The organism is Acidovorax sp. BLS4 (genome assembly GCF_032929295.1).
GTDB lineage: Bacteria > Pseudomonadota > Gammaproteobacteria > Burkholderiales > Burkholderiaceae_C > Paracidovorax.
In genome coordinates this window covers 2,143,333-2,168,071 of the sequence record NZ_CP136797.1, presented here as the reverse complement: position 1 = coordinate 2,168,071, position 24,739 = coordinate 2,143,333, and the positions used below count along the sequence as shown (strand labels likewise).

The following is a 24,739-nucleotide window of genomic DNA, read 5'->3' as shown; positions in this document are numbered from 1 at the left end:
GTCGGCACTTCGTCGGCAGATGGTCTCTTCAGAACGGCACGTTATGCCTCGCGTTGACCGCCAGTTGTAGGCCAATGTTCGTCGCGCGCTGTCGGCCCTCGCCCCGGTGCCAGTCACTGCGAAGGCTGGAAACAGCGTTTTTCGCGGTTAATGGCAGTGCGGGAGGCGACTTTTCCCTTTGAAGGCACCAGCCAGCCACCGGACGCAGCGATGGGCCGAACAACGATTGGTTACCAATGCGCCGAGAAAGCCGCCCCGCTCATGGCAACAGTTCGAGCGCCTGCAGATAGGCGGGCTGCAGCATCAGTTCGTCCCACGGCTGGGGCAGCGTTTCCGGCAGCAGCGCCACACGGCGGGATTCGCTGTCGGGGCTGGCATGCCAGCGGCCATCGTCACGGGCCTGCTGCAATCCCTCCAGCAGTTCGTCCAGCGCTTCGCCTTGGCGGTCGCCCTCGCCCACGAGGCTCTGGTTGCACAGCAGCACCAGGTCGCAGCCCGCATCGAGCGCCGCCACGGCCGCATCGGTGTAGCTCACCGTCTGGCCGTCGATGCGGCGCGCGCCTTCCATGCTCAGGTCGTCGCTGAAGACCGCCCCGTCGAAACGCAGTTGCTGGCGCAGGATGTCCTGCAGCCAGCGCCGCGAAAAACCCGCAGGCCGGCTGTCCACCTTGGGATAGATCACGTGGGCGGGCATCACGCTGGTGAGCGTGCTCGACAGCCAGGGGTACGGCGCCGCGTCGTCAGCCAGCAGGGCTTTCAGGCTGCGCGGGTCCACGGGAATGTCCGTGTGCGAATCGGCGCGAACGAAGCCATGCCCCGGAAAATGCTTGCCGCAATTGGCCATGCCCGCCTGCAGCAGGCCGTGCATGAGGCTTTTGGCCAGCAGGGCCACCACGCGCGGATCGCGGTGGAAGGCCCGGTCGCCGATCACGCTGCTGCGGGAAGCGCCGGGCCGCTGCACGCGTCCCGCGTTGCCTCGGGGTGCCTCATCGGACCAGTCGAGGTCCAGCACCGGCGTGAAGCTGAAGTCCACGCCGCACGACCGCAGCTCGCTGCCCAGCACGTAGCCGGCGGCGGTCGCCGCATTGGTGGCGCGCAGCGCGCCGCTGCCGGGCACGGCCTTGGCGCCCCGGCCGTCGCCCTGCATCCACAGCTCACCGAACGCCCGCATGGGCGGCAGCTGGGTGAAGCCATCGCTGCGAAAGCGCTGCACGCGGCCGCCTTCGTGGTCCACACAGATCAGCAGATCGTCCCGCACGGCCTTGATGGCGCTGGTGAGCGCCAGCAACTGCGCGCGATCCTGCCAGTTGCGCGTGAACAGGATCACACCGCCGGTGAGCGGGTGCGCCAGGCGGCGGCGGTCCGCCGCGGTGAGTTCGGTGCCGGCAACGTCGAGGATGAGGGGGGCGTGTTCGAAAGTCATGGCCAGGGGTTCAATCACTTTTTAATAGCAATCCAGGCAATACCGCATTGCGGTGGGGCCTTATTTCTTTTCGACCACGCAAAAGCTCGCCGCGTAGTCGGATTCGTCGGTCACGCTCAGATGGCACTGCAGGCCCTGGGCCTCGAACCATTCCTTGAGCGCGCCGTGCAGCACGATCACCGGCTGCCCGCTGGGCAGCTTGGCCACCTCGCAGTGCCGCCAGGTCATGGGCATGCGCATCCCCATGCCGATGGCCTTGCTGAAAGCTTCCTTGGCCGAGAACCGGGTGGCGAGGTAGCGCACGCCGCGTTCGGGCCAGCGCGCGCCGCGCTCGCGCCAGGTGGACAGCTCGCCCTCGGCCAGCACCTTCTCGGCGAAGCGGTCGCCGTGGCGCTCCAGGCTGGCGCGAATGCGGCGGATGTCGCAGATATCGGTGCCGATGCCGTAGATCATGTTTCAGGGTCCAATCTGCCTCCAAGGCATGAAAATCGCCGGCATATTGCTATCAAATCAGGAGCATTTGGCAGCCATGCCCTCTTCGATGCAGCGCTGGTAGGCCTGCACCGTGGTGGCATAGCCCAATTCCAGCGCATCGGCGATGAGCGCGTGCCCGATGGACACCTCCAACAATCCGGGCACGCCCTGCACGAAGGCGGCCAGGTTGTCGCGGTTCAGGTCGTGCCCGGCGTTCACGCCCAGGCCGGCATCCAGGGCGGCCTGGGCCGCCGCGCGGTAGCGCTCCAGTTCGGCGGCCTGGCGCCCCGTGCCCCAGGCGGCGGCATAGGGCTCGGTGTACAGCTCCACGCGGTCGGCGCCCACGGCGCGGGCGGCGGCCATCTGGGCGGGCAGCGGGTCCATGAACAGGCTCACGCGCACACCCAGTCGGCGGCATTCGGCGATCAGCGGCGCCAGCCGCTCGGCATCCTGCGGAAAGCTCCAGCCGTGGTCGCTGGTGAACTGGTCTTCGCTGTCGGGCACGAAGGTGGCCTGCTGCGGCCGCACCTCGCGGATGAAATCCATGAGGTTCTGCGACGGGTTGCCCTCGATGTTGAATTCGCGGTCCGGCCAGTCCTTCATCAGCGCGGCCAAGTCGTGCACGTCGCCAGCCCGGATGTGGCGCTCGTCCGGCCGCGGATGCACCGTGATGCCCTGGGCGCCCGCCTGCAGGCACAGCAGCGAAGCGCGCGTGACGCTGGGAATGCCCAGGTGGCGCGTGTTGCGCACCAGGGCCACCTTGTTGACATTGACCGACAGGGCGGTGCGGGCGGGAGCGGCGGAGGAAAGGGTCATAGCGATTGCAGGTCCATCATGAGCTGGCGCGTGCGCAGCACCGGGCTGCCGCAATGGTATTGCAGCAGCGTGCGCAACTGGGGTTTGAGTTCGGCCGCCATCGGCGTGCCGGCCTGGGCGATCACGCGCAGCGTGGCGGTGTAGCTGGCGCCCTCGCCCGCCTCCAGCGCGCGCTGCAGCGCCAGCCATTGCGCGCCGGCCAGCGTGGCCCGGTCGGTGGCCGTCGCGGCGCGCAGCCCGGCTTCGGGCACCAGCGTGTACCGGGTGGGTGGCTGCAAGGGCGACAGCGTGACCGTTTCGGCCCCCAGGCTGGGCAGCAGCCCGATCTCGCGCAGCAGCAGCAGTTCGAAGCTGCGCAGCACGGGTTCGAGCGCATCGCCGTGCTCGCTGCCGAGCACCCGCACCACGCCGGCATAGGCGTCGAACAGGGGCGCATGGGCATCCTCGCGGGCCATCAGGCGCATCAGCAGTTCGTTGAGGTACAGACCCGACAGCAACGCATCGCCCGTGGGCATGACGTGCCCGCCCACCCACTCCGCGCCCTTGAGCGCATGGATCTCGCCCTGTCCATCGCCCGACAGGGTGTAGTTGACCCGCAGTGGTTGCAGCGGCAGCAGCACGGGGCGAAAGTTGGAGGTGGGCTTCTTGGCGCCCTTGGCGACCAGCGCGACCCGGCCATGGTGCCGCGTGAACACGTCCAGGATCAGGCTGGACTCGCTCCAGTCGTAGCGGTGCAGCACATAGGCGGGTTCGTCGGCAATACGGCGCACAGCCATGGGTTGCTATTCTTTCAATAGCGACCAGTGCTTGATGGACAAGCGCTGGATGAGGGTTTTCTTTGGGTCGGGCACCCGGCACACGGGTGCGCCGAGCCCCGGGGTGGCCCACGGCGCCGAGGCCGCCGAAGCAGCGCAGGGTCGATTCACTCGTAGCCGAACGAGCGCACGCGCGCTTCGTCGTCGGCCCAGCCGGAACGCACCTTGACCCAGATCTCGATGAACACCTTGGCGTCCATGAGCTTTTCCAGCTCCTGCCGCGCTTCGGTACCGATGCGCTTGAGGCGCTCGCCCTTCTCCCCGATCACCATGGCCTTGTGGCCGTCGCGCTCCACCACGATGGTGGCGGCGATGCGGATCATGCGGCTCTTGGTCTTGCCCTTTTCTTCCTCGAACTTGTCGATGACGACGGTCGAGGTGTAGGGCAACTCGTCCCCCGTGAAGCGAAACAGCTTCTCGCGCACCGTCTCCGAGGCCAGGAACTTCTCGCTGCGGTCGGTCAGCTCGTCCTCGGCATACCACCAGGCCTGCTCGGGCAGGTACTTGGCGCAGATGCCGAACAGGCGCTCGATATCGCCCTTGTTCTTGGCCGACATGGGCACGAACTCGGCGAACGGATGGCGCTCCTGCATGCCCTTGAGCCACGGCGCGATTTCCGCGCGGCGGTGCACCGTATCGAGCTTGTTGGCGATCAGCAGCGTGGGGATGCCAGGCTTGAACAGCGACAGCACCTTGGCATCGGCCAGCGTGAAACTGCCGGCCTCGACCACGAAAAGAATCAGGTCCACATCGCCGATCGCGCCCATCACCGTCTTGTTGAGCGACTTGTTGAGCGCCGTGCTGTGCTTGGTCTGGAAGCCCGGCGTGTCGACGAACACGAACTGCGTCTGCTCCATCGTGCGGATGCCGGTGATCCGGTGGCGCGTGGTCTGCGCCTTGCGCGAGGTGATGCTGATCTTCTGCCCCACCAGCGCATTGAGCAGCGTGGACTTGCCCACATTGGGCTTGCCCACGATGGCGATCAGGCCGCAACGCTGGCCGGTGGCATCCGCCGGGGCGCTGGCCGGCTTGGCGGCTGCCAGCATCGCTTCCAGGTCATTTTGGCCGTCAGCGCTAGATTCATCTGCGCCACCAGCTACATTTTTTGTAGCATCTTCATTCATGGATTCTTCGCTTTCAATAGGACCAGCATGGCCGCTGCCGCCGCCTGCTCGCCTGCCCGGCGTGAGCCGCCGATGCCGCGCTCGGTCAGGCCCAGTTCGGAGATTTCGCACTCCACATCGAAGGTCTGGCGGTGTGCAGCCCCCACCGTACCCACCACCCGGTACTGCGGCAACTTCATTTTGCGACCCTGCAGCCACTCCTGCAACGCAGTTTTGGGGTCCTTGGCGGCCGCCTCCATCTGCGGGTTGATCTCCACGCCTTGAAAGAGCCGGTGGACCAGGGCCTCGGCCTGCAGGTACCCGGCATCGAGGTACACCGCGCCGATGAGCGCCTCCAGCGCGTCGGCCAGGATGGATGGCCGCAGCTTGCCGCCCGATTTGGCCTCGCCCTCGCCCAGGCGCAGCACGTCGGGCAGCTTCAGGCGCAATGCCAGTTCATGGAGGGTCTCCTGCCGGACCAGATTGGCCCGCACGCGGGACAGATCCCCCTCGGGCAGATCGCGCAGGCGCTGGTACAGCAGGCTGGACACCGCCAGGCTGAGGACGGAATCGCCCAGGAACTCCAGGCGCTCATTGTGGTCGGCGGAAAAGCTGCGGTGCGTGATGGCGCGCTGCAGCAGCGAAGGATCGGAGAAAGCATGCTGCAGGCGGTCCTGCAGTGCGGAAAGGCTGGGTTGCACCGACTACTTGGTCTGTTCTTGGAATCGATAAACGAGATAGGCCGGGCCGGCCAGGGCGATCTCGCGCGAGTAGCTGAAGGACACGACGATCTTCTCGTTGCGCTTGGTCACCTCGAGGTCCTTGCCCTGGACCGAGCTGATGTTGTCGATCGATGCGGCACGGTCGAAGATGGCGCGCACGTCCGGCACTGAACTGCCTTCCCGCGCGGCCTTGTTGGCGGCCTTGCTGATGGCCTGGTACTCCAGGAAGATCGGCACCGACTGCCCGCCGATGGCAAAGGCGGCCACGGCCAGCAGGCCGATGAAAATCAGTCCGATGAACGACAGGCCGCGCTGGCGCGCGCGGCTGGCGGTACGGTGCAATGCCATGGTGATCTACCCCTCTTTGGTATTGGCGGTGGTGAAACGTGCGAAGCCGGTGCTCAGCGGAACGGACCGATGCGCTTGAGGTTGCCGAAGTTCATCCAGACGAAGAAGGCCTTGCCCACGATGTTGGCGTCCGGCACGAAGCCCCAGTAGCGCGAATCGAGGGAGTTATCCCGGTTGTCGCCCATCATGAAATACTGGCCCTCGGGCACCTTGCACACCACCCCTTCGACGCTGTAGCGGCAGTTCTGGCGGTTCGCGAAATCGCTGGCGCCCTGGACGAAGGCTGGCACGTCGGGGTTGTTGATCATGCGGTGGCGGTGGTCGCCCAACTGCTCTTCGAACTGCTTGAAGTAGCGCATCGTGTCTTCGTCGAAGAAGTCCGGCACGGCGGAGGTTTCCACCACCTGCCCATTCACCGTGAGGCGCTTGTTCAGGTAGGCCACTTCGTCGCCGGGCACGCCCACCACGCGCTTGATGTAGTCCATGCTGGGCTGGGGCGGGTAGCGGAACACCATCACATCGCCGCGTTGGGGCGCATTGCCCTGCGTGAGCTTGGTGTTGATGACGGGCAGGCGGATGCCGTAGGTGAACTTGTTCACCAGGATCAGGTCGCCCACCAGCAGCGTGGGGATCATCGAGCCCGAAGGAATCTTGAACGGCTCGAACAGGAACGAGCGCAGCAGGAACACCACGGCGATCACCGGGAACAGGCCGGCGGTCCAGTCCAGCCACCAGGGCTGCATCAGGATGCGGTCCTTGGCCTCCTGCACGTCGCCGTCCACCTTCTGGATGCCCATGCGGTCCAGTTCGGCACGCCGATGGGCCGCCGCATCTTCGATCGCCTGGGCCGCCTTACGGCGGCGCGGCAGGAAGACCAGCCGCTCTGCCAGCCAGTAGGCCCCCGTCACCACGGTCGCCAGAAACAGCAGCAGGGCGAAGTTGCCTTCGATGGCCCCCATGTACCAGGCCCCAACGTAGGCCACGAAAGCGGCGAGGATCACGGAGGTCACGTATTGCATGGCCTGCATCTCAGTCTTCCACCTGCAAAATGGCCAGAAACGCTTCCTGGGGCACTTCCACCGAACCGATCTGCTTCATGCGTTTCTTGCCTGCTTTTTGTTTCTCGAGAAGCTTGCGCTTGCGGCTGATGTCGCCGCCGTAGCATTTTGCCAGCACGTTCTTGCGCAACGCCTTGATGGTTTCGCGCGCGATGATGTTCGCGCCGATCGCCGCCTGGATGGCCACGTCGTACATCTGGCGGCTGATGATCTCGCGCATCTTGGCCACCACGGCACGGCCGCGGTACTGCGACTGCGAGCGGTGCACGATGATGGACAGCGCATCGACCTTCTCGCCGTTGAGCAGGATGTCCACCTTCACCACGTCGGAGGCTCGGTACTCCTTGAATTCGTAGTCCATCGACGCATAGCCGCGCGACACCGACTTGAGCTTGTCGAAGAAGTCCAGCACGATCTCGCCCAGCGGCATCTCGTAGGTCAGCATGACCTGGCGGCCGTGGTAGGCCATGTTCATCTGCACGCCGCGCTTCTGGTTGGCCAGTGTCATCACCGGGCCGACGTAGTCTTGCGGCATGTAGAGGTGCACCGTCACGATGGGCTCGCGCACCTCCTCCAGTCGGCCTTGGTCTGGCATCTTGGAGGGGTTCTCGACCATCACCACTTCGCCGTCGGCCTTCACCACCTGGTAGACCACGCTGGGCGCGGTCGTGATCAGGTCCTGGTCGAACTCGCGCTCCAGGCGTTCCTGCACGATTTCCATGTGCAGCAGACCCAGGAAGCCGCAGCGAAAGCCGAAGCCCAGCGCCTGGCTGACTTCGGGCTCGTAGTGCAGCGAGGCGTCGTTGAGCTTGAGCTTTTCCAGCGCATCGCGCAGCGAGTCGTACTCGCTCGCTTCGGTCGGGTACAGGCCGGCAAACACCTGGGGCTGGATTTCCTTGAACCCCGGCAACGCTTCGGTCGCCGGACCGGCATTGTTGGGCAGCTTCTTTTCCAGCGTGATGGTGTCGCCCACCTTGGCGGCCTGCAGTTCCTTGATGCCGGCAATGATGTAGCCCACCTGGCCGGCGTCGAGCGAGTTGCGCGATTCGTTCGCGGGCGTGAACACGCCCAGGTTGTCGGCGTTGTACACCGCGCCGCTGGCCATCATCTTGAAGCGCTCGCCCTTCAGCAGGCGGCCATCGACCACGCGCACCAGCATCACGACGCCGACGTACGGATCGAACCAACTGTCGATGATCATCGCGCGCAGCGGGCCATCGGCCTGGCCGCGCGGCGCAGGCACCTTGGCCACGATGGCTTCGAGAATCTCATCGATGCCCATGCCCGTCTTGGCAGAGCAGGGAATCGCATCGGTTGCATCGATACCGATCACGTCCTCGACTTCGGCCTTCGCGTTGTCGGGATCCGCGTTCGGCAGGTCCATCTTGTTCAGCACGGGCACCACCTCCACGCCGAGGTCCAGCGCGGTGTAGCAGTTGGCCACGGTCTGGGCTTCCACGCCCTGCGACGCATCGACGACCAGCAGCGCACCTTCGCAGGCCGAAAGCGAGCGAGAGACTTCATACGAAAAGTCCACGTGGCCCGGCGTGTCGATCAGATTGAGGTTGTAGATCTGGCCGTCTTTGGCCTTGTATTGCAGCGCCGCCGTCTGCGCCTTGATGGTTATCCCACGCTCTTTTTCGATGTCCATCGAGTCGAGCACCTGGGCTTCCATATCACGCTCGGCAAGCCCGCCACAGCGCTGAATCAAGCGATCCGCCAAGGTCGATTTGCCATGGTCGATGTGCGCAATGATGGAAAAATTTCTGATGTGGTTCATCAAGGGAAAGCGACAAGTGATTGAATTAAAACGGAGCGCACAAGAAAAAAGGGCGCGTCAAATGGTGACGCGCCCTGAACCAACAATCATTTGGCAACTGCGATGGTTGGAACTTCATTGTAGGCAAAAAGGCCGAGAGGGAAAGTCCGCCCGACAAGGTTCAGAAGGCGTTGCCGCCTTGCAACGCGCATTTTATACACAGCTTATTCACAAAACGCTTTCCACTTCCGGAATAACTTGTGGGCACACTGTGGATCACCTGTGAATGGTTAACGACCATCCCACATGGTGGCGCAGAGTTGAATCGATATGCATTTAAGCCGTGCAAAGCAGGCGCCATTCTATCGAAAACGATCAATGGAAATGCCGCGCAAAAACGTTGAGGGACCAAACCGGATTTCTGCGCAAAGGCCCCAAACCCCACTTTGGGATGGGGCCTTGTGCGTTCACCGGTCAACGTGCCGGACGGATCAACGCATATTGGGCCCATTCGCCGCGGCGGAACAGCACGTTGATGGGCTTGCTCTTGTCCGCCTTGGCCAGGGCCGCCTCGAAGTCCTTCAGGTTGGCCACTTCGATATTGGCGATGGAAAGAATCACGTCGCCTTCGCGCAGGCCGGCACGCGCGGCCGAATCCGTGGCCGCGTTGACCCGCAGCCCACCCTTGAGCTTCAGCTCCTTTTTCTGGGCTTCAGTCAGCTCTGCAACCGCCAGGCCCAGTTGCTGGGCGGCTGGAGAAGGCTTGGGTTTTGCGCTTTCACGCTCGCCACCTTTGCTCGCCACCGGTTTGTCATCCGGCTCGATCTCGGCCACGGTAATGGAGAGATCTTTGCTCGCACCTCGGCGGAAGACCGTCACGGTGCTCTTGTTGCCCGGTTTGGTATTGCCCACCAGGCGCGGCAGATCGGCGGTTTTTTCGATGGTCTTGCCGTCGAACTTCGTGATGATGTCACCCGCCTCCACGCCCGCCTTGTCGGCAGGAGACCCCGCCTCCACCCCACTCACGAGCGCCCCCTGGGGCTTGCCCAGACCGATCGACTCGGCCACATCCTTGGTGACCTGGCCGATCTGCACGCCGATGCGCCCGCGCGTCACGCGACCCGTGGCACGCAACTGGTCGCTGACCCGAATGGCCTCATCCATCGGAATGGCGAAGGAGATCCCCATGAAGCCGCCCGAGCGAGAGTAGATCTGGCTGTTGATGCCGACGACCTCGCCACGCATGTTGATCAGCGGTCCGCCGGAGTTGCCCGGGTTGATCGCGACGTCCGTCTGGATGAAGGGCAGGTAATCGCCCGTGTCGCGCTGCTTGGCGCTGACGATGCCCGCGGTCACAGAGTTTTCAAGCCCGAAGGGCGAGCCGATCGCCATGACCCACTCACCGACCCGCAGCCGGTTGAGATCGCCCACCTTGACGGCCGGCAATCCGGTGGCTTCGATCTTGACCACGGCCACATCCGTACGCTTGTCGGCGCCCACGATCTTGGCTTTGAACTCGCGCTTGTCGGTCAGGGTGACGATGACCTCGTCCGCGCCCTCCACCACGTGCGCGTTGGTCATCACATAGCCGTCTTGCGTGAGGATGAAGCCAGAGCCCACGCCGCGTGGCTGCTCTTCCTCGGGCTGTGCACGGGGGCGCTGCTGGCGCTGCGCATTGGGCGGCACGGGCACGCCGAAGCGGCGGAAGAACTCGAGCATCTCCTCGTCCATGGCGTTCGGGCCGGCACGCTCCGCGGCCTTTTCCAGCGTGCGGATGTTGACCACCGACGGCCCGACCTGATCCACCAGGTCCGTGAAATCCGGCAGGCCCCGGACCGTGGGTGGCGGCGTTTGCGCCAACACAGTGACAGGCACAGCCGCAGAGGCAGCGGTCAATGCCATCGCGACGGCCACCGCGCACGATTGCAGATTTTTCCAGTTCGTCGTCATCGGCATCATCGTTCTTTCAAAATTCAGAGGAGACATCGGGAGCAGCAAAAGGACTTCGTATTGCAAGGTTCACATTTGGTTCCCGCCACACCACAGTCAGCAGCCCATGCATCCGCCCCAGTGGGACGGCTTGGGCAGCAGCGGCACTGCTCAACGGGCGTATTCCAATTGCTCGGCCACCAGCCGCAAGGTTTCCTGCGGCACCTCACCCACCGCCGTGAGCCACATGTTGCCTGAAACGCGTTGCGCCAGGGTCTGGGTGGCCCCCATGCTGCCCGCGCTCGGGCCGGCAGCATGGCGGGAGGCGTCGTAAGGCTCCAGGAAGAGCGAGACCGTCGCCAGCCCATCCGAGAGCAGGCAATGCAAGGGAAGGCCCGACTGCGCAACAGCCGCATCCTCTTGCTTGTAGCAATCCCCAGTGGTGAATCCACCCACCGGCGCTCTCAGACGCCAGCCTTCGGCTTGCGCGGTGGTCTTGCGCATGGCAACCCTGACCACCCGGAAGTCGCGTACGTCATCCATCATGCCCACGAGGCGCGCAAATGGCACCGCGTTATCCAGCTCCAGCTGAGAAAACGCCGCCTGCTCCAGCACGCGCCCCCGCAGGTCGAGGGTCTGCAGCTTCAAGATCAAACCCGAGGCTTCGGCCACCCACATGCGGTAACCGAATCGCAGCCCATCCCTGGGTCGCAGCCAAGCCACTTCACTTTCGTGGCCCGCAACGCGTTCACGCCCCAAGGTCTGCACCGTGTAGTGCGCATCCAGTCCGCGATCAGCCGTTTCCGGCAGCCGCGGGAACAAGCTGGGCATGTCGCGACGATCCTCACGCACCATGCGCGCCTGGGGCAAGAAGGTGCGGACGAGCCCCTCCCGGCGATAGACCACGCGGGGAGACCCGTTCAATGCCTCGATGCGCTCGATCTGGTCGTTTCCATCGGCCGCATGCCAGATTCGGGAACTCACCATGGCGCCCGATGCAGACAACACCACAAAAGTACCGCTGTAGCTGTGCTCTCGGGAGGCGCGATGAATGCGCTCCAGCCATCCGGAAATGGAGCGTGCGTCGCCAGGCGTCACCGCACTGGATGCAGCAACGGCGGGCGGCGGCCCGGCCAGCGCGTGGCCCGAACCGGCCACGAGCAGCACCCACGCCAGAGCGTGGCGCATTGAAGCCGCCCTATTCAGGTAGCCCGCCAAGGCACGAACACCTCTGACTCGAGGCTGTTGAGCGGCGTACAAGGGGCCTTCCTGGCCTGTCTTCACGATCTCAGCGCGCCGGAGCCTCGAAGGTGGCATTGCGCAGGAAACCCGCCGGCATTTGCAGCGCCGACGTATTGCCAAACTGTTTGTGCGCGGCCAGCAACTCATCCAGCCGCGGATCGCGGATCATGACCTGCGGTGCGCTTCCTTCCGTTGCGTCTGCCACCGCCACCGCCGCAGGAGCGGCGGTCACTGGCGCAGCGGAAGCCATCTGCGCTCCTTCGGACCCAGCCTGAATCCCTGTCATGGCCGTCCATCCGATTGCACCGACAGCGGCGAGCGAAGCAAAACCCGCAGCCATTTTCCAGCGAAACACGGAGGCATTGGCGGCCACAGCAGGCGTCACGACCTCCGCGACAGCTCCTTGCACGACGGCACTGGCCACCAACGGAGGGCGCTGAATGCCCTCCGCTTCGATCTGGCTGCGAAGCCGGTCCACCAGTGAGGAATTCACCGGACGCGCCAACTCGGAAGAGCGAAGCACGTCGCCGATCAGGTGATACATCTGCCACGTTTCAAAGCCGTCCGCATTGCTGCTGGCATAGTCCACGGCTTGACCAAACTCCTGGCCTCGCAGCTGCCCATCCGCAAGGGCAGACAAATGTTCACGCATTTTCAGATCGTCATTCATGGTCGTTCCCCAGCCATCACGTTTTGCTTCACTGCTCTGCCATTCACACCGCGCTACCACCGCTTGCCCGACTGCTTCTCCAACAAAGGGCGGACACGGGCCGATATGGCTTCCCGCGCTCGAAAGATACGGGAACGTACGGTGCCGATGGGGCAATCCATGGCAGCCGCAATCTCCTCGTAGGTCAACCCTTCAATCTCACGCAATGTCACCGCCTGGCGCAAATCTTCAGGCAGCGCATCCATTGCAGCGTTCACCGCCACCGCGATTTCCTGGGCTGCGAGCACGGTCTCGGGCGTCTCGTCGGTGGTTAGTTCATGCCCCAGTCGGGAAGTTTCATCGTCGTCATCACTTCCTCGCAAGGCATTTTCCGAGATGACGGGATTGCGCTTCATGTCGACCAGCGCCTTCTTGGCGGTGTTGACCGCGATCCGATAGAGCCAGGTATAGAACTGCGCCTCTCCCCGGAATTGGTGCAGTGCGCGATACGCTCGGATGAACGTTTCCTGGGCAATGTCCTGTACGAGATCGGAGTCGCGGACCATGCGACCAATGAGCCGTTCGATGCGCCGCTGATACTTGATCACCAGCAGTTCGTACGCCCTCTGGTCACCCGCAACCGTGCGCTCCACAAGCTGAAGGTCACTGTCGGCGGAAGGCGGGGGCATGGAAGCAGTCATGAAAAAAGGGGCTCACGCGTCGCCGCGCCGGACAGAGAACATGCCGTCGGCACGGGGCTCTGGCTTGGGGCGCGAATATACCGCACGGCGCAGCGCCGCCCAGGCCTCCCGCGGCTGGGTACGCTCGAGGCACACCCACTGGGTCCGGCCATCGACTCCATGCAGTTGCACCAAGAGGAAAGACTGGAAATCCGCATGGACAACCAATTCACCTGCAACAGGCATTTCTGCATTTTGATTCAAGGACCAATGCAAACCATCCCAATGCAGGGCACCCACGGGCAGCCGGAACCAAAAGCGCCAAGCCAGGCCGGCAACCGCGCCCCACAAGACGAAGAACACAGTGCCTCGAAGCAGGCTATCCCCAGCAGATTGCGCGATCCACGCGGCAAAGCCCCCAAGGCCAGCAAGCAGGGCGCCAGCAATGAACCAGCCCAACCTGCGGCTCCGCGCCACCTCATGGCGGGTCGCTGGGGCATGAAAAGACTTGGCGGAGCGGGTCATTGCCGAGCCCACCCTTCCATCACAGCTGGCCGACCGGCACCGCGCAGCGGTCTGGCCACCCCGTCAAACGCGCTTGAAAACCAACGTGCCGTTGGTGCCGCCAAAACCAAAATTGTTCTTCACCGCGATGTTCATCTTCATGTCTCGGGCGACGTTGGCGCAGTAGTCCAGATCGCATTCCGGGTCTTGCTCGAAGAGATTGATGGTTGGGGGCGCCTTCTGGTCACGCAACGCCATCACGGTGAACACGCTTTCAATCCCACCCGCACCGCCCAGCAAATGGCCGGTCATCGACTTTGTCGAGCTGATCACCGTCTTTTTGGCATGCCCGCCCAAAGCGGCCTTGATCGCATGGGTTTCGTTCAAATCGCCCAATGGCGTTGAGGTGCCGTGAGCATTGAGGTAATCCACCTCCTCGGCGTTGACACCGGCATTGCGCAGCGCGGCCTGCATGGCGCGGCGAGGGCCGTCCATATTGGGCGCCGTCATGTGCCCCGCATCGGCGCTCATGCCATAGCCGGACAATTCTGCGTATATCTTGGCGCCGCGGGCTTTGGCGTGCTCGTATTCTTCCAGCACCAGCACCCCTGCACCCTCGCCCAATACGAAGCCATCGCGGCCTTTGTCCCATGGGCGGGAGGCAGTCTTTGGATCATCGTTGCGAGTGGACAAGGCGCGCATGGCAGCAAAGCCACCCACACCCAGGGGAGAAACCGTGGCTTCCGTGCCGCCGGCGACCACCACATCGGCATCGCCATACTCGATCTTGCGCGCTGCCTCACCGATGCAATGCAGGCCCGTAGTACATGCCGTCACCACGGAAAGGTTCGGACCTTTGAAACCAAAGCGCATCGATACATGACCCGCCACCATGTTGATGATGGATGCTGGAACAAAAAAAGGCGTGATCCGGCGAGGACCCCGGCTTTCCAGTTCTGCATGGGTGTTTTCGATCAACGGCAATCCACCAATCCCAGACCCGATGATGCAGCCGATGCGCGTTGCCAGCTCTTCGTCCAACGCCTCGCCGGTCGGAAGGCCGGCATCACGTACCGCCTCATCCGCCGCAGCGATGCCGTAATGGATGAAGGTATCCATCGTGCGTGCATCCTTGGCGCTCATGTAGGCGCCAAGATCGAATCCCTTGACCTCACCCGCGATCTTGCAGGCAAAGTTCGAAGCGTCGAACTTGGTGATGAGGTCAATGCCGGATTGACCGGCCAGGATGTTGGCCCAGGCATCTGCCACCGTGTTTCCGACGGGGGTGATGCAACCCAGGCCGGTCACGACGACGCGACGACGGCTCATGCGCTAAGACTTTCTACGAATCTGTCTGAACTGAAGGCGCTCAGGCCTTCTGATGGGTATTGGCGTAGTCGATAGCGTTTTGCACCGTGGTGATCTTCTCTGCGTCTTCGTCAGGAATCTCGATGCCGAACTCGTCTTCCAGCGCCATCACCAGCTCCACCGTGTCCAGCGAGTCAGCGCCCAGGTCGGCCACAAAAGCCTTTTCATTGGTGACTTGCGATTCTTCAACGCCGAGTTGTTCGGCAATGATCTTTTTGACACGTGCTTCGATATCGCTCATGGTTTCCCTTTGAGGGTTGTGAATGAATCCGCGATTCTAGCTGCTTCGGGATCAGTCCCCTACCAGCCCGCCGTCGCGATGAATCGGCGCTAACTTTACTCAATTACATGTACATGCCGCCATTGACATGCAACTCCTGACCCGTGACATAACCAGCCTCTGCCGATGCCAGATAGGCAACCGCATGGGCAATGTCTTCTGGGCGGCCCATGTGGCCCATTGGAATCTGCGATTGCAGCGATTGCTGCTGCTCGGCAGGGAGTTGCGCGGTCATGTCGGTCGCAATGAAGCCAGGGGCCACGCAGTTCACGGTAATGCCCCGGCTGGCCAGTTCACGGGCAAGGGCACGCGCCATGCCTGCCACGCCCGCCTTCGCTGCCACATAGTTGGCTTGGCCGGGATTGCCTGCCGACCCCACCACGCTGGTGATGTTGATGATGCGACCGAAGCGCTGTTTCATCATGGGTCGAATGACGGCGCGGCTCACCTGGAACACGGCCTTCAGATTGGTGTCGATGACCGCATCCCAGTCGTCGTCCTTCATGCGCATGGACAACGTGTCGCGGGTGATGCCAGCATTGTTCACCAGCACATGCAAACCACCGTGCTGCTTCACGATGGTGTCGATCAACGCATCGACAGCCGCCACATCCGTGACGTTCAGATTCACACCGTGGCCGCCGCCGGACGACAGTGCCTGAGAGATGCGCTGAGCGCCCTCATCCGTCGTCGCGGTACCGATCACCAAATGGCCACGGGCCGCCAACACGGCCGCAATGGCAGCGCCGATGCCGCGCGATGCGCCAGTGACCAGCGCTACCTGGGGCTTTTCATTCAACGAAGGGGTATCGCTCATGCCAACAATGCTCGTGTTTCGGCCAGCGTGGCCGGGTCATAAATAGAAGCAACGACCAGCTCTGGATCGATGCGCTTCGCCAAGCCCGCCAGCACCTTTCCAGGGCCGCACTCCACCAGATGCGTCACGCCGCGGGCTTTGAGCGCCTGCACGCACTCCACCCAGCGCACCGGACCGAAGGCTTGGCGGTACAGCGCATCGCGGATGGCATCCGCCTCCTGCCGGACCGCGACATCCACGTTGTTGACGACTGGGATCTGCGGGGCCGCCAAGGAAAGCGCCGACAGGGCCTCCCGCAATTTCTCGGCTGCCGGCTTCATTAGGCTGGAGTGAAAAGGAGCGGATACCGGCAAGGGCAACGCACGCTTAGCGCCAGACGCCTTCAACAGTTCGCACGCCTTGTCGACGCCGGCTTTCGTGCCCGCAATCACGGTCTGGATGGGGTCGTTGAAATTCACGGCCTCCACCACTTCACCGCCATCCGCACCGAAAGATGCCGCCGCCGCGGTGCAACCTTCGATCACTTTGTGTGCATCCATGCCCAGAATGGCAGCCATGGCGCCCATACCGACGGGAACTGCCTCCTGCATGGCGGCAGCACGCAGACGAACGAGCGGCGCGGCCTGCGCCAGCGTCAGCACCCCTGCCGCCACCAACGCCGAATATTCGCCGAGCGAGTGGCCGGCCACCGCTGCCGGGACATCACCGCCCTCCGAGACCCATGCGCGCCATGCGGCCACGCCAGCGACGAGCATGACCGGCTGGGTATTGGTCGTCAGCGAAAGCGCTTCTTTCGGGCCCTCATGAATCAAGCGTGCGATGTCTTCGCCCAGGGCGTCGGAAGCCTCCTGCAGGGTTTGCGCCACCACAGGGTGGTCGCCCCAGGCATCCAGCATGCCGACCGACTGGGAGCCCTGGCCGGGGAAAACAAATGCAAAAGATTTTTTGGTCGTCATAAACGAATGGTCAAAACCGCCTTCACCGCTTAATTTTTCAGCGTTTCAAGCTACAGTTTCAGGAGCACCGCACCCCATGTAAAACCGCCTCCCACGCCCTCCAGAAGCAACGTCTGTCCGGGCTTGGCCTGGCCGGTGCGAACCGCATGATCGAGTGCCAGGGGAATCGACGCCGCCGAAGTGTTGCCATGCTGGTCTACGGTGACGACCACCTTGTCCATCGACAGGCCCAGCTTCTTCGCCGTACTTTGCATGATGCGGATGTTGGCTTGGTGAGGGATCAGCCAGTCCACGTCCGCATCGGTCAGTCCGGCCTTCTCCAGGGCAGCACGGGCTGCCTTTTCCAGCACACCCACAGCCAGCTTGAAAACGGCCTGGCCATCCATCTTGAGCAACGGGTCACCCAGAATCTGCCCGCCATAGACGTTGCCCGGCACGCACAGAATGCCCACATGCCGACCATCGGCATGCAGATCGCTCGACAGGATGCCAGGAGTTTCCGAAGCCTCCAGTACCACGGCGCCTGCGCCGTCGCCGAACAGCACGCAGGTGGTGCGGTCATCAAAATCGAGGATGCGGCTGAATACCTCCGCACCCACGACGAGGGCGCGGCGGGCGCTGCCGGACTGGATCATGGCGTCTGCCACGGTCAGCGCATACACGAAACCACTGCAGACGGCCTGCACATCGAAAGCCGGGCATCCATTGGCCCCCAGCTTGTTTTGCAAGATGCAGGCGGTCGAAGGGAAAACCATGTCCGGCGTGGACGTGGCGACGATGATCAGATCGATGTCCTGCGGCTGAACTCCAGCCGCCTCCAGCGCATTGCGAGAAGCCTCCAGCCCCAGATCGCTGCTGCAGACATCGCGCTCCGCGAAGTGGCGCGCCCGGATGCCGGTGCGCTCGACGATCCACTCGTCCGATGTTTCCACACCGCGCTGAGCCAACTCGGCCACGAGGTCGGCATTGGTCAGACGACGAGGAGGCAGGCTGCTGCCAGTGCCTGTGATGCGGGAGTAGCGTCTCATCAATATGGGGACCCGACGGCGGTGTTGACAGGCTGGGCATCCGATGGCGCCAGCAAGGGCGCAGCATGCGCCACCCGCGTCCGGACGCGGTCGAGCAGGTTGTTGCGGGCTGCATCATACGCCCGGTTCAAAGCCTGCTCGAAAGCCATGGCGTCCGCCGATCCGTGACTTTTGAACACCAATCCACGCAACCCTAGCAACGCTGCCCCGTTGTAGCGTCGGTGATCCATCCGCTTCATGAGCGCAGATAACACCGGATAGGCCACAACTGCCGCCAGTTTGGTAAAGATATTGCGCTTGAACTCCTGCTTGAGCCCTCCGACGATCATGGAGGCTACGCCTTCGCTGGCCTTGAGAGCCACATTCCCCACGAAACCGTCACAAACCACGATATCGACCGTGCCCTTGAAGATATCGTTGCCTTCCACATTGCCAAAAAAACGAAGATCGCCAGAGTTACCTACCGTACGCAACAATTCACCCGCTTTTTTGATGACTTCACTACCCTTGATTGCTTCCTCGCCGATGTTGAGCAAGCCAACGGTGGGCTCCGAACCCTCTTGAAGCGCAGACACTAGGGCCGAGCCCATCACGGCAAATTGGAGTAGATGCTCAGCGGTGCAATCCACATTGGCGCCCAAATCCAGCACGGTCGTGGCACCACCCTTGGCATTGGGTATCTGAGTCGCAATCGCGGGGCGGTCGATTCCGTCCAGGGTTTTCAGAAGGTAGCGGGCGATGGCCATCAAAGCACCCGTGTTGCCCGCAGAAATGGCGGCTTGAGCGGTCCCATCCTTGACCTGCTGGATTGCAACGCGCATGGACGAATCCTTTTTGCGGCGCAAGGCAATCTCCACCGGATCATCCATGGTGACGACCTCGCTGGCAGGGGTGACAGCAGCCCGATCGTGCTTGAAATCCTTCAGGCTTTCAGGCTGACCGACAAGGAGCAAACGGGCTTCGGGATGATTTTCTAGGAACTGGCGGCACGCCGCTAGCGTGACGCGGGGGCCGTGATCGCCCCCCATGCAGTCAACAGCCAGTGTGATCATGGGCGACTTGTCCGACCGCAGAAAACGACCGGAAGTGAAAATACAGCGAACAAAACAAAGGCCCGCGCTACCAATTTCGTAGCAGCGGGCCTCGGCGCGCGAGTTAAATCAGGCTTCAGACTTGTTCTTCAGCACTTGGCGGCCACGGTAGAAACCGTTGGGGCTGATGTGGTGGCGCAGATGGGCTTCGCCGGTGGTGGGCTCAACAGCCGTGCCAGGCACGTTGAGAGCGTTATGCGAACGGTGCATACCGCGCTTGGAAGGGGATTTTTTGTTTTGCTGAACAGCCATGGTGGCTCCTGAGTCTTGAAGGGTTGGTAAAAACGCGATCAGCCCATAAAGACACGAGGGGGATTCGCGCGAAGCCCTCGATTATAGCCCAAACGGTTTTCAGTCTTCCGCCTTGTCTTTTCGCAAGGCTGCCAGTGCCGCAAAAGGGTTGGGCTTTTGCGCGCTGGCCTCTTCGAAATCCTCGTCGCTGGATTCCATTGGCACGGGGGCCGGGCATTCGTCGTGCCGCGGCACCAGGGGCAATGCCATGAGCAGCTCGTCTTCGATCAACTCTCGCAGATTGAACTCGCGGCTCAAGGCCAGCAGGTCTTCATCGCTCTCGTCGTCCAGCGCTTCCGCCGTGGCTTCGTCCGCCACGAAACGGAACTCACGCTGCACCTGAAGCGGCACATCCACCGATCCGAGGCAGCGCTGGCAAGTCATGGGAAGCGCCGCGTTCACTGTGAGCCGCAGCCAGATCTGTCCGCCGATGCCATGCGTGCTGCGCACTTCGCCGTCAACCGCCCAATCCACCATGAGATCCGGGTGCAGGCCCTTGGCCTCCTGGGCCAAGCGTTCGTACTTCAAAAGGGAGTCATGGCCGGACAGGTGACCGCCCGCCTGCGCGAAGGCTTTGACATCGAGGCGCTGAGGGGAGAATTCCTTGGTCATGGCGGCAGTGTAAGAGAATCAGCGCATGCCTCAATCCCCTTCCCTGCCCCGCCGTCTGGTGCTGGGCTCGACCTCCCGCTACCGAGCCGAACTGCTCTCCCGCCTGCGTCTGCCTTTCGATGTCGCAGCGCCCGATGTCGACGAAACACCCCACGCCGGCGAGGCGCCCAGCGCCCTCGCCTTGCGGCTGGCCATGGCCAAAGCCCGCGCCGTCTCTGCAGTCCACCCGGACGCCGTAGTGATCGGATCCGATCAAGTGGCGGATCTCTCGGGACAACCGCTGGGCAAGCCAGGCACACACGAGAAAGCGGTCGCCCAGCTGCAACGGATGCGGGGCCACAGCGTCGTGTTCCAGACCGCGGTGGCAGTGGTTTGCGCCGCCACGGGGTTTGAAAAGGTGGAGTTGGCCCCGGTGGAAGTTCGCTTCCGCGACCTGTCCGATGCGGAGATCGAGCGCTACCTGCTCGCCGAGCAACCGTACGACTGCGCCGGCAGCGCCAAAAGCGAAGGATTGGGCATCAGCCTGCTCGACAGCATCCAAAGCGATGACCCGACAGCGCTGATCGGCCTGCCGCTGATCCGGACCTGTCGCATGTTGCGCGCCGCCGGAATGGAACTGCCATGACAGCCGGATCGACCGGCACGCTCTACCTGGTGCCCGCACCGCTCGACTTCGGCTGCGACATCCAAGCCCCCCTGGATCAATCCCTGCCTGCCGCGACATTGCAGGCGGCGTCGCAAATCACCCACTGGATCTGCGAGAACGCCAAGAGTACCCGCGCATACCTCAAGCGCGTTGATGCGTTGTTCCCCCTGAAGCTGCCGCTGCAGTCGCAGCAGATCGACGAGTTGCCGCGCGAAGTGCACAAGAAAGGCGACCATGGTGCAGACGGCCATGTGACCTTCGACGCCCGCACGTTGCTGACGCCCGCTTTGGCGGGCAACGACATGGGCCTGGTGAGCGAGGCGGGCATGCCTGCGGTGGCGGACCCTGGCAGTTCGGTGGTGCGTGCCGCGCACGATTGCGGGCTGAGGGTGGTGCCACTGGTGGGCCCCGTGTCGCTCTTGCTGGCGCTGGCGTCGAGCGGTCTCAATGGACAGGGTTTTGCTTTTGCAGGCTACCTGCCGCAGGATCCGGCCCAGCGCACCCAGCGCATCCGCGAACTGGAAGCCCTGGCGCTCAAGCAGGGACAAACGCAACTGTTCATCGAGACCCCGTACCGCAACGCCGCGCTGTGGCAGGCCCTGGTACAAACCTTGCAGCCCAATACCCGGCTGGCGATTGCCAGCGGGCTCACACTGCCGCAGGCGCGCACGGCAAGCCGGCTCGTGCGCCAATGGCGACAGCAAATGGAAGTGCCCGATAACCGGATACCGGCCGTCTTTGCCATCGGGCGCTAGGCCCGATCAACAGATCTCCGGGATTCCAACCGCTCATCCGGACCGCCGGGCACCGATCCCGGCCCGGCGGCAGACCCGGATAGCGAGCCCTCAGCGGATGGCCGGTGCGCCCTTGATGGCCTGCACGGCCGTCTGGCCCATGGCAGCGCCGAATTTTTTGACCAGCCGCTCAGCAACGTTGTCGCGGCGGGTGTAGTCGATGATGTCTTCCGCCTTGACGACCTCGCGTGCCACATAGTCGAGGTTGCCCAGGTGGTCGGCCAACCCCATTTCCACCGCCTGCTGGCCGGTCCAGAACAGGCCGCTGAAGGTGTCCGCCGTGGGCTTGAGCCGATCGCCGCGCCCTTCCTTGACCACATGGATGAACTGCTGGTGGATCTGGTCCAGCATGGCCTGCGCATAGGCGCGCTGCTTTTCGGTCTGCGGGCTGAACGGGTCGAGGAAGCCCTTGTTCTCGCCCGCCGTCAGCAGGCGACGCTCCACACCCAGCTTTTCCATCGTGCCGGTGAAGCCGAAGCCATCCATCAGCACGCCGATGCTGCCGACGATGCTGGCCTTGTCCACGTAGATCTCGTCGGCGGCGGCGGCGATGTAATAGGCGGCCGATGCGCAGGTTTCCTCCACCACGGCATAGACGGGCTTGTTGTACTTGGCCTTCAGGCGAATGATCTCGTCATTGATGATGCCGGCCTGCACCGGGCTGCCGCCCGGCGAGTTGATGAGCAGCACCACGGCCTGCGATCCGGAGTCTTCGAAGGCACTGCGCATGGCCGCCACCACGAACTCGGCGCTGGCTTCGGCCCCCGCGGCGATCTCACCCTTGATGTCCACCACCGCCGTGTGGGGCGTGCTCTTGCTCGTGCTGGTAGCGTCGCGCGCCAGCAACACCCAGGCCACGGCAATCAGGAAGACCAGCCACGCCAACCGGGTAAAAATGCGCCAGCGGCGTGCGGAGCGCTGCTCGGACAAGGTCGCGAACACCAGCTTTTCCAACACGTCACGCTCCCAGCCTGGCATCTTCGCAGGGTCTTTTGCTTCTTTTTCAGTAGCAGTCTGTGCCCACAGATCGGGCGCTGGCGGGGGAGTCTGCCCAGAACCAAAAGGTTCGGGCCGGGTCGGTTCGGTCATTTGTCAGAATTCGACAGGTTGCAAGTGGGGTTCAGTATGCCAGCGCACTACGCCCTGGCCTTCGGAGAGTTGGATCTTCACCAGGCCACCGCGGCACGGGCCACCCGCGCAAGCGCCCGTATCGGGCCGATAGGCGGCGCCGTGCGTGGCGCACAGCAGCCACTGGCCGGTGTCGTCGAAGAATCGGTCCGCCTGGTAGTCCATTTCCATCGGCACGTGCGTGCAACGGTTCAGGTAGGCATGGGGCCGGCCTTCGAAGCGCACGGCAAAGGCGCGGCAGGCCTGGCCGGCGTATAAAACATCGAAAGCAACGGCCTGCCCGCCGTCCACCAGATCGGCGCTGGGGCACAGGTCGATGGGTTGCAAGGAAGGGGCCATGGCAAGGTACCGACGATGGGCTGGCGGGCGGCTGCAGCGTCAGGCGTGCCGCAAAAGCCAGGCGTGCAGTTCCGGTACGGAATGCATGACGGCCAGGGGTTGGAGGCTGTCGAACTCGCCGGGCTCGTGCGCTCCGTAGCTCACTCCCACGCTGGAGCACCCGGCCGACAGGGCCATCTGCAGGTCGTGGGTGGTGTCGCCGATCATCAACACGCGTTCCGGCGCCACATCGAACTCGGCCATCAATTCCTGGAGCATGAGCGGATGCGGCTTGCCAGCGGTTTCGTCGGCCGTGCGCGAACCATCGAACATGCCCCGCAGCGCCACGGTGTGCAGCACCTCGTCCAGGCCGCGCCGGCTCTTGCCGGTCGCCACGGCCAGCAAGTGCCCTCGTGCACGCAGGTCTTCCAGCATGGGCAGCACGCCGGCAAACAGGCTCAGATCGTCCTGGTGCTTGAGGTAGTGGTAGCGGTAGCGATTGCCCAGTTCGGCGTGTCTTTCCGGCGGCACGTCGGGTGCGGCGTGGGTCAGCGCCTGCATGAGACCCATGCCGATCACCCAGGCCGCGGCCTGATCGGTCGGAACCGTGCCGCCGACGTCGCGCACGGAGTCCTGAATGCAGCGCACGATGATGGCGGTGGAGTCGTACAGGGTGCCGTCCCAATCGAAAGCGATGAGGTCGAAGCGGCGGCGTGGGGTCGTGGGCATGGTGTTCAGGCAGTGGCGGCGGTGAATTGCGCCAGATCAGGCGGCAACTCTGCGCGCAGTTCGATGCGCTCGCCGTGGGAGGGATGAGCGAACTGTAACCGCCACGCATGCAGGAACATGCGCTTGAGGCCGTGCTTGTGCAGCCGCTTGTTGAGTTCGAAGTCGCCGTATTTGTCGTCGCCCGCGATCGCATGGCCCTGGCTGGCCAGGTGCACGCGGATCTGGTGGGTGCGTCCGGTCTTAATGGTGACTTCCAGCAGACTCATGGCCGGCAGCCCCTCGGCCGCGCGCGCCGGCAGGTGGCTGCGCACTTTCACGAGGGTGATGGAGCGCATGCCGTCCGGGTCTTCCGGCGTGGTCACCCGCACCCGCCGCTCGCCATCGGCCTGCAGATACTTGTGCAGGGGCGTGTCGATCACTTTCTTGTTGGCGGCCCAGGTGCCGGGCACCAGGGCCAGGTAGGTCTTGCCGGTTTCCCGCTCCCGGAACTGGTCCTGCAGATGCGTGAGCGCGGAACGCTTCTTGGCCACGAGGAGGATGCCCGAGGTCTCGCGGTCCAGGCGGTGCACCAGTTCCAGGAACTTTGCCTGGGGACGTGCCTGCCGCAACTGCTCGATGACGCCGAAACTCACACCGCTGCCGCCATGCACCGCCACGCCCGCGGGCTTGTCGATGGCGATCAGGTGGTCGTCCTCCAGCAGGATGGGGAATTCGCGGGCCGGCGCCGGGCGCTCGGCCTTCTCGGCCACCTTGTCCGAGATGCGCACGGGCGGCAGGCGCACCTGATCGCCCGTGGCGACCCGGGTGTCCGCGCTGGCGCGGCCCTTGTTGATGCGCACTTCGCCGCTGCGGATGATGCGGTACACGTGCGTTTTGGGGACGCCCTTCAGATGGCGTATCAGAAAGTTATCGAGCCTTTGGCCGGCAGAGTCCTCGTCGACTTCGACGATGCGGGCCGCAGCGGGGGCGGGGTTCGGGGCACGGTCCGTCGCCGGTTTGCCCCCTATAATGTGTTTCACCTGCGCGATGTTCTGTAAGTGGTTGATTTGTCTGGAGTTTAGTCCACGCAACCTTGCAAGCCGCGCAGGCAGGTCGATGCCAACGGGTGTCGTGTGCGCAGATTGCAGGCCAGATGCCTGTGGTGGCTCCCACGCCGCGC

28 protein-coding genes are annotated in these 24,739 nt (G+C 63.6%); 2 read left to right on the top strand and 26 right to left on the bottom strand.

Going from position 1 to position 24,739, the window contains the following annotated elements; translation table 11 throughout:
- Positions 1-259: 259 nt before the first annotated feature.
- The 22 genes from nagZ to R1Z03_RS09945 form a co-directional block, all read right to left on the bottom strand.
- A complete protein-coding gene (nagZ, locus tag R1Z03_RS10050) occupies positions 260-1,423 on the bottom strand; it encodes a beta-N-acetylhexosaminidase (protein ID WP_317359250.1) in 1,164 nt (387 codons plus the stop codon).
- A 60-nt stretch (positions 1,424-1,483) separates the two neighbouring features.
- Positions 1,484-1,876 (bottom strand): holo-ACP synthase, encoded by a 393-nt coding sequence (acpS, locus tag R1Z03_RS10045; RefSeq protein ID WP_284407044.1) that lies wholly within the window; start codon positions 1,874-1,876, stop codon positions 1,484-1,486.
- Positions 1,877-1,933: 57 nt separating this feature from the next.
- Complete coding sequence (locus tag R1Z03_RS10040) at positions 1,934-2,713, bottom strand: pyridoxine 5'-phosphate synthase (protein ID WP_317359247.1); 780 nt, start codon at positions 2,711-2,713, stop codon at positions 1,934-1,936.
- Positions 2,710-3,489, bottom strand: coding sequence for a DNA repair protein RecO (gene recO, locus R1Z03_RS10035; protein ID WP_272567883.1), 780 nt, complete (start codon positions 3,487-3,489; stop codon positions 2,710-2,712). The genes R1Z03_RS10040 and recO overlap by 4 nt, the downstream gene beginning before the upstream one ends.
- 146 nt (positions 3,490-3,635) lie before the next feature.
- Positions 3,636-4,652, bottom strand: coding sequence for a GTPase Era (gene era / locus R1Z03_RS10030; protein WP_284430056.1), 1,017 nt, complete (start codon positions 4,650-4,652; stop codon positions 3,636-3,638).
- Positions 4,649-5,332, bottom strand: coding sequence for a ribonuclease III (gene rnc / locus R1Z03_RS10025; protein WP_284407047.1), 684 nt, complete (start codon positions 5,330-5,332; stop codon positions 4,649-4,651). Before rnc ends, era begins: the two co-directional genes overlap by 4 nt.
- A 3-nt stretch (positions 5,333-5,335) precedes the next feature.
- Entirely contained in the window at positions 5,336-5,701 is a 366-nt protein-coding gene (locus R1Z03_RS10020; RefSeq protein WP_284395952.1) for a DUF4845 domain-containing protein, read from the bottom strand.
- Between the two features lie 53 nt (positions 5,702-5,754).
- On the bottom strand, positions 5,755-6,729 hold the full coding sequence (gene lepB, locus R1Z03_RS10015; RefSeq protein WP_317359241.1) for a signal peptidase I: 975 nt from the start codon (positions 6,727-6,729) through the stop codon (positions 5,755-5,757).
- Position 6,730: 1 nt separating this feature from the next.
- Positions 6,731-8,539 (bottom strand): translation elongation factor 4, encoded by a 1,809-nt coding sequence (gene lepA, locus R1Z03_RS10010; RefSeq protein WP_272567874.1) that lies wholly within the window; start codon positions 8,537-8,539, stop codon positions 6,731-6,733.
- Between the two features lie 453 nt (positions 8,540-8,992).
- Positions 8,993-10,477, bottom strand: a complete 1,485-nt coding sequence (locus R1Z03_RS10005; RefSeq protein ID WP_372588272.1) for a DegQ family serine endoprotease — start codon at positions 10,475-10,477, stop codon at positions 8,993-8,995.
- 141 nt (positions 10,478-10,618) lie between these two features.
- Positions 10,619-11,635, bottom strand: coding sequence for a MucB/RseB C-terminal domain-containing protein (locus tag R1Z03_RS10000; protein ID WP_317359237.1), 1,017 nt, complete (start codon positions 11,633-11,635; stop codon positions 10,619-10,621).
- Positions 11,636-11,735: 100 nt separating this feature from the next.
- Entirely contained in the window at positions 11,736-12,359 is a 624-nt protein-coding gene (locus R1Z03_RS09995; protein WP_317359235.1) for a sigma-E factor negative regulatory protein, read from the bottom strand.
- 53 nt (positions 12,360-12,412) lie between these two features.
- Entirely contained in the window at positions 12,413-13,039 is a 627-nt protein-coding gene (gene rpoE, locus R1Z03_RS09990; protein WP_284430051.1) for an RNA polymerase sigma factor RpoE, read from the bottom strand.
- Positions 13,040-13,051: 12 nt separating this feature from the next.
- Positions 13,052-13,543, bottom strand: a complete 492-nt coding sequence (locus R1Z03_RS09985) for a hypothetical protein (RefSeq protein WP_317359232.1) — start codon at positions 13,541-13,543, stop codon at positions 13,052-13,054.
- Between the two features lie 63 nt (positions 13,544-13,606).
- Positions 13,607-14,851 (bottom strand): beta-ketoacyl-ACP synthase II, encoded by a 1,245-nt coding sequence (fabF, locus tag R1Z03_RS09980; RefSeq protein ID WP_317359230.1) that lies wholly within the window; start codon positions 14,849-14,851, stop codon positions 13,607-13,609.
- 40 nt (positions 14,852-14,891) lie between these two features.
- Positions 14,892-15,131 carry an acyl carrier protein gene (gene acpP / locus R1Z03_RS09975; RefSeq protein WP_003058049.1) on the bottom strand — a complete coding sequence of 80 codons (240 nt, stop codon included), beginning with the start codon at positions 15,129-15,131 and terminating at the stop codon, positions 14,892-14,894.
- A gap of 103 nt (positions 15,132-15,234) precedes the next feature.
- Positions 15,235-15,987, bottom strand: a complete 753-nt coding sequence (gene fabG / locus R1Z03_RS09970) for a 3-oxoacyl-ACP reductase FabG (RefSeq protein ID WP_317359177.1) — start codon at positions 15,985-15,987, stop codon at positions 15,235-15,237.
- A complete protein-coding gene (gene fabD / locus R1Z03_RS09965) occupies positions 15,984-16,943 on the bottom strand; it encodes an ACP S-malonyltransferase (protein ID WP_317359175.1) in 960 nt (319 codons plus the stop codon). Before fabD ends, fabG begins: the two co-directional genes overlap by 4 nt.
- A gap of 50 nt (positions 16,944-16,993) precedes the next feature.
- A complete protein-coding gene (locus R1Z03_RS09960) occupies positions 16,994-17,971 on the bottom strand; it encodes a beta-ketoacyl-ACP synthase III (protein WP_272567863.1) in 978 nt (325 codons plus the stop codon).
- The gene (plsX, locus tag R1Z03_RS09955) at positions 17,971-19,023 is read right to left on the bottom strand and encodes a phosphate acyltransferase PlsX (protein WP_284430046.1); all 1,053 of its coding nucleotides are present in this window, start codon (positions 19,021-19,023) and stop codon (positions 17,971-17,973) included. Before plsX ends, R1Z03_RS09960 begins: the two co-directional genes overlap by 1 nt.
- A gap of 108 nt (positions 19,024-19,131) precedes the next feature.
- Positions 19,132-19,314 carry a 50S ribosomal protein L32 gene (rpmF, locus tag R1Z03_RS09950; protein WP_092744121.1) on the bottom strand — a complete coding sequence of 61 codons (183 nt, stop codon included), beginning with the start codon at positions 19,312-19,314 and terminating at the stop codon, positions 19,132-19,134.
- A 99-nt stretch (positions 19,315-19,413) separates the two neighbouring features.
- The gene (locus tag R1Z03_RS09945; RefSeq protein ID WP_284430045.1) at positions 19,414-19,965 is read right to left on the bottom strand and encodes a DUF177 domain-containing protein; all 552 of its coding nucleotides are present in this window, start codon (positions 19,963-19,965) and stop codon (positions 19,414-19,416) included.
- Positions 19,966-19,990: 25 nt separating this feature from the next.
- On the opposite strand from R1Z03_RS09945, the gene R1Z03_RS09940 reads away from it, so the two are divergent.
- Positions 19,991-20,590, top strand: coding sequence for a Maf family nucleotide pyrophosphatase (locus R1Z03_RS09940; protein WP_317359168.1), 600 nt, complete (start codon positions 19,991-19,993; stop codon positions 20,588-20,590).
- Complete coding sequence (locus tag R1Z03_RS09935) at positions 20,587-21,366, top strand: SAM-dependent methyltransferase (RefSeq protein ID WP_317359165.1); 780 nt, start codon at positions 20,587-20,589, stop codon at positions 21,364-21,366. Before R1Z03_RS09940 ends, R1Z03_RS09935 begins: the two co-directional genes overlap by 4 nt.
- Positions 21,367-21,456: 90 nt before the next feature.
- On the opposite strand, the gene R1Z03_RS09930 is transcribed toward R1Z03_RS09935, so the two are convergent.
- From R1Z03_RS09930 to R1Z03_RS09915, 4 genes are read right to left on the bottom strand one after another with little or no spacing between them, the layout of a single operon-like run.
- Complete coding sequence (locus R1Z03_RS09930) at positions 21,457-22,494, bottom strand: S49 family peptidase (RefSeq protein WP_284407055.1); 1,038 nt, start codon at positions 22,492-22,494, stop codon at positions 21,457-21,459.
- A gap of 3 nt (positions 22,495-22,497) precedes the next feature.
- Complete coding sequence (locus R1Z03_RS09925) at positions 22,498-22,872, bottom strand: Rieske 2Fe-2S domain-containing protein (RefSeq protein WP_284430042.1); 375 nt, start codon at positions 22,870-22,872, stop codon at positions 22,498-22,500.
- A 39-nt stretch (positions 22,873-22,911) separates the two neighbouring features.
- A complete protein-coding gene (locus tag R1Z03_RS09920) occupies positions 22,912-23,580 on the bottom strand; it encodes an HAD family hydrolase (RefSeq protein ID WP_284430041.1) in 669 nt (222 codons plus the stop codon).
- 5 nt (positions 23,581-23,585) lie between these two features.
- Positions 23,586-24,599 carry an RluA family pseudouridine synthase gene (locus R1Z03_RS09915; protein ID WP_284430040.1) on the bottom strand — a complete coding sequence of 338 codons (1,014 nt, stop codon included), beginning with the start codon at positions 24,597-24,599 and terminating at the stop codon, positions 23,586-23,588.
- Between the last annotated feature and the right edge of the window lie 140 nt (positions 24,600-24,739).

Excerpts from the sequence above, each read along its gene's own strand:
- R1Z03_RS09930 (WP_284407055.1), bottom strand. The coding sequence starts at position 22,494 with ATGACCGAACCGACCCGGCCCGAACCTTTTGGTTCTGGGCAGACTCCC.
- nagZ (WP_317359250.1), bottom strand. The coding sequence starts at position 1,423 with ATGACTTTCGAACACGCCCCCCTCATCCTCGACGTTGCCGGCACCGAA.
- R1Z03_RS10005 (WP_372588272.1), bottom strand. The coding sequence starts at position 10,477 with ATGATGCCGATGACGACGAACTGGAAAAATCTGCAATCGTGCGCGGTG.
- era (WP_284430056.1), bottom strand. The coding sequence starts at position 4,652 with ATGAATGAAGATGCTACAAAAAATGTAGCTGGTGGCGCAGATGAATCT.
- lepA (WP_272567874.1), bottom strand. The coding sequence starts at position 8,539 with ATGAACCACATCAGAAATTTTTCCATCATTGCGCACATCGACCATGGC.
- fabF (WP_317359230.1), bottom strand. The coding sequence starts at position 14,851 with ATGAGCCGTCGTCGCGTCGTCGTGACCGGCCTGGGTTGCATCACCCCC.
- R1Z03_RS09995 (WP_317359235.1), bottom strand. The coding sequence starts at position 12,359 with ATGAATGACGATCTGAAAATGCGTGAACATTTGTCTGCCCTTGCGGAT.
- lepB (WP_317359241.1), bottom strand. The coding sequence starts at position 6,729 with ATGCAGGCCATGCAATACGTGACCTCCGTGATCCTCGCCGCTTTCGTG.
- fabG (WP_317359177.1), bottom strand. The coding sequence starts at position 15,987 with ATGAGCGATACCCCTTCGTTGAATGAAAAGCCCCAGGTAGCGCTGGTC.
- R1Z03_RS09940 (WP_317359168.1), top strand. The coding sequence starts at position 19,991 with ATGCCTCAATCCCCTTCCCTGCCCCGCCGTCTGGTGCTGGGCTCGACC.
- R1Z03_RS09925 (WP_284430042.1), bottom strand. The coding sequence starts at position 22,872 with ATGGCCCCTTCCTTGCAACCCATCGACCTGTGCCCCAGCGCCGATCTG.
- R1Z03_RS10020 (WP_284395952.1), bottom strand. The coding sequence starts at position 5,701 with ATGGCATTGCACCGTACCGCCAGCCGCGCGCGCCAGCGCGGCCTGTCG.
- R1Z03_RS10040 (WP_317359247.1), bottom strand. The coding sequence starts at position 2,713 with ATGACCCTTTCCTCCGCCGCTCCCGCCCGCACCGCCCTGTCGGTCAAT.
- R1Z03_RS09960 (WP_272567863.1), bottom strand. The coding sequence starts at position 17,971 with ATGAGACGCTACTCCCGCATCACAGGCACTGGCAGCAGCCTGCCTCCT.
- R1Z03_RS09945 (WP_284430045.1), bottom strand. The coding sequence starts at position 19,965 with ATGACCAAGGAATTCTCCCCTCAGCGCCTCGATGTCAAAGCCTTCGCG.
- acpP (WP_003058049.1), bottom strand. The coding sequence starts at position 15,131 with ATGAGCGATATCGAAGCACGTGTCAAAAAGATCATTGCCGAACAACTC.
- R1Z03_RS10000 (WP_317359237.1), bottom strand. The coding sequence starts at position 11,635 with ATGCGCCACGCTCTGGCGTGGGTGCTGCTCGTGGCCGGTTCGGGCCAC.
- fabD (WP_317359175.1), bottom strand. The coding sequence starts at position 16,943 with ATGACGACCAAAAAATCTTTTGCATTTGTTTTCCCCGGCCAGGGCTCC.
- R1Z03_RS09985 (WP_317359232.1), bottom strand. The coding sequence starts at position 13,543 with ATGACCCGCTCCGCCAAGTCTTTTCATGCCCCAGCGACCCGCCATGAG.
- rpoE (WP_284430051.1), bottom strand. The coding sequence starts at position 13,039 with ATGACTGCTTCCATGCCCCCGCCTTCCGCCGACAGTGACCTTCAGCTT.
- R1Z03_RS09935 (WP_317359165.1), top strand. The coding sequence starts at position 20,587 with ATGACAGCCGGATCGACCGGCACGCTCTACCTGGTGCCCGCACCGCTC.
- rpmF (WP_092744121.1), bottom strand. The coding sequence starts at position 19,314 with ATGGCTGTTCAGCAAAACAAAAAATCCCCTTCCAAGCGCGGTATGCAC.
- plsX (WP_284430046.1), bottom strand. The coding sequence starts at position 19,023 with ATGATCACACTGGCTGTTGACTGCATGGGGGGCGATCACGGCCCCCGC.
- acpS (WP_284407044.1), bottom strand. The coding sequence starts at position 1,876 with ATGATCTACGGCATCGGCACCGATATCTGCGACATCCGCCGCATTCGC.
- recO (WP_272567883.1), bottom strand. The coding sequence starts at position 3,489 with ATGGCTGTGCGCCGTATTGCCGACGAACCCGCCTATGTGCTGCACCGC.
- R1Z03_RS09920 (WP_284430041.1), bottom strand. The coding sequence starts at position 23,580 with ATGCCCACGACCCCACGCCGCCGCTTCGACCTCATCGCTTTCGATTGG.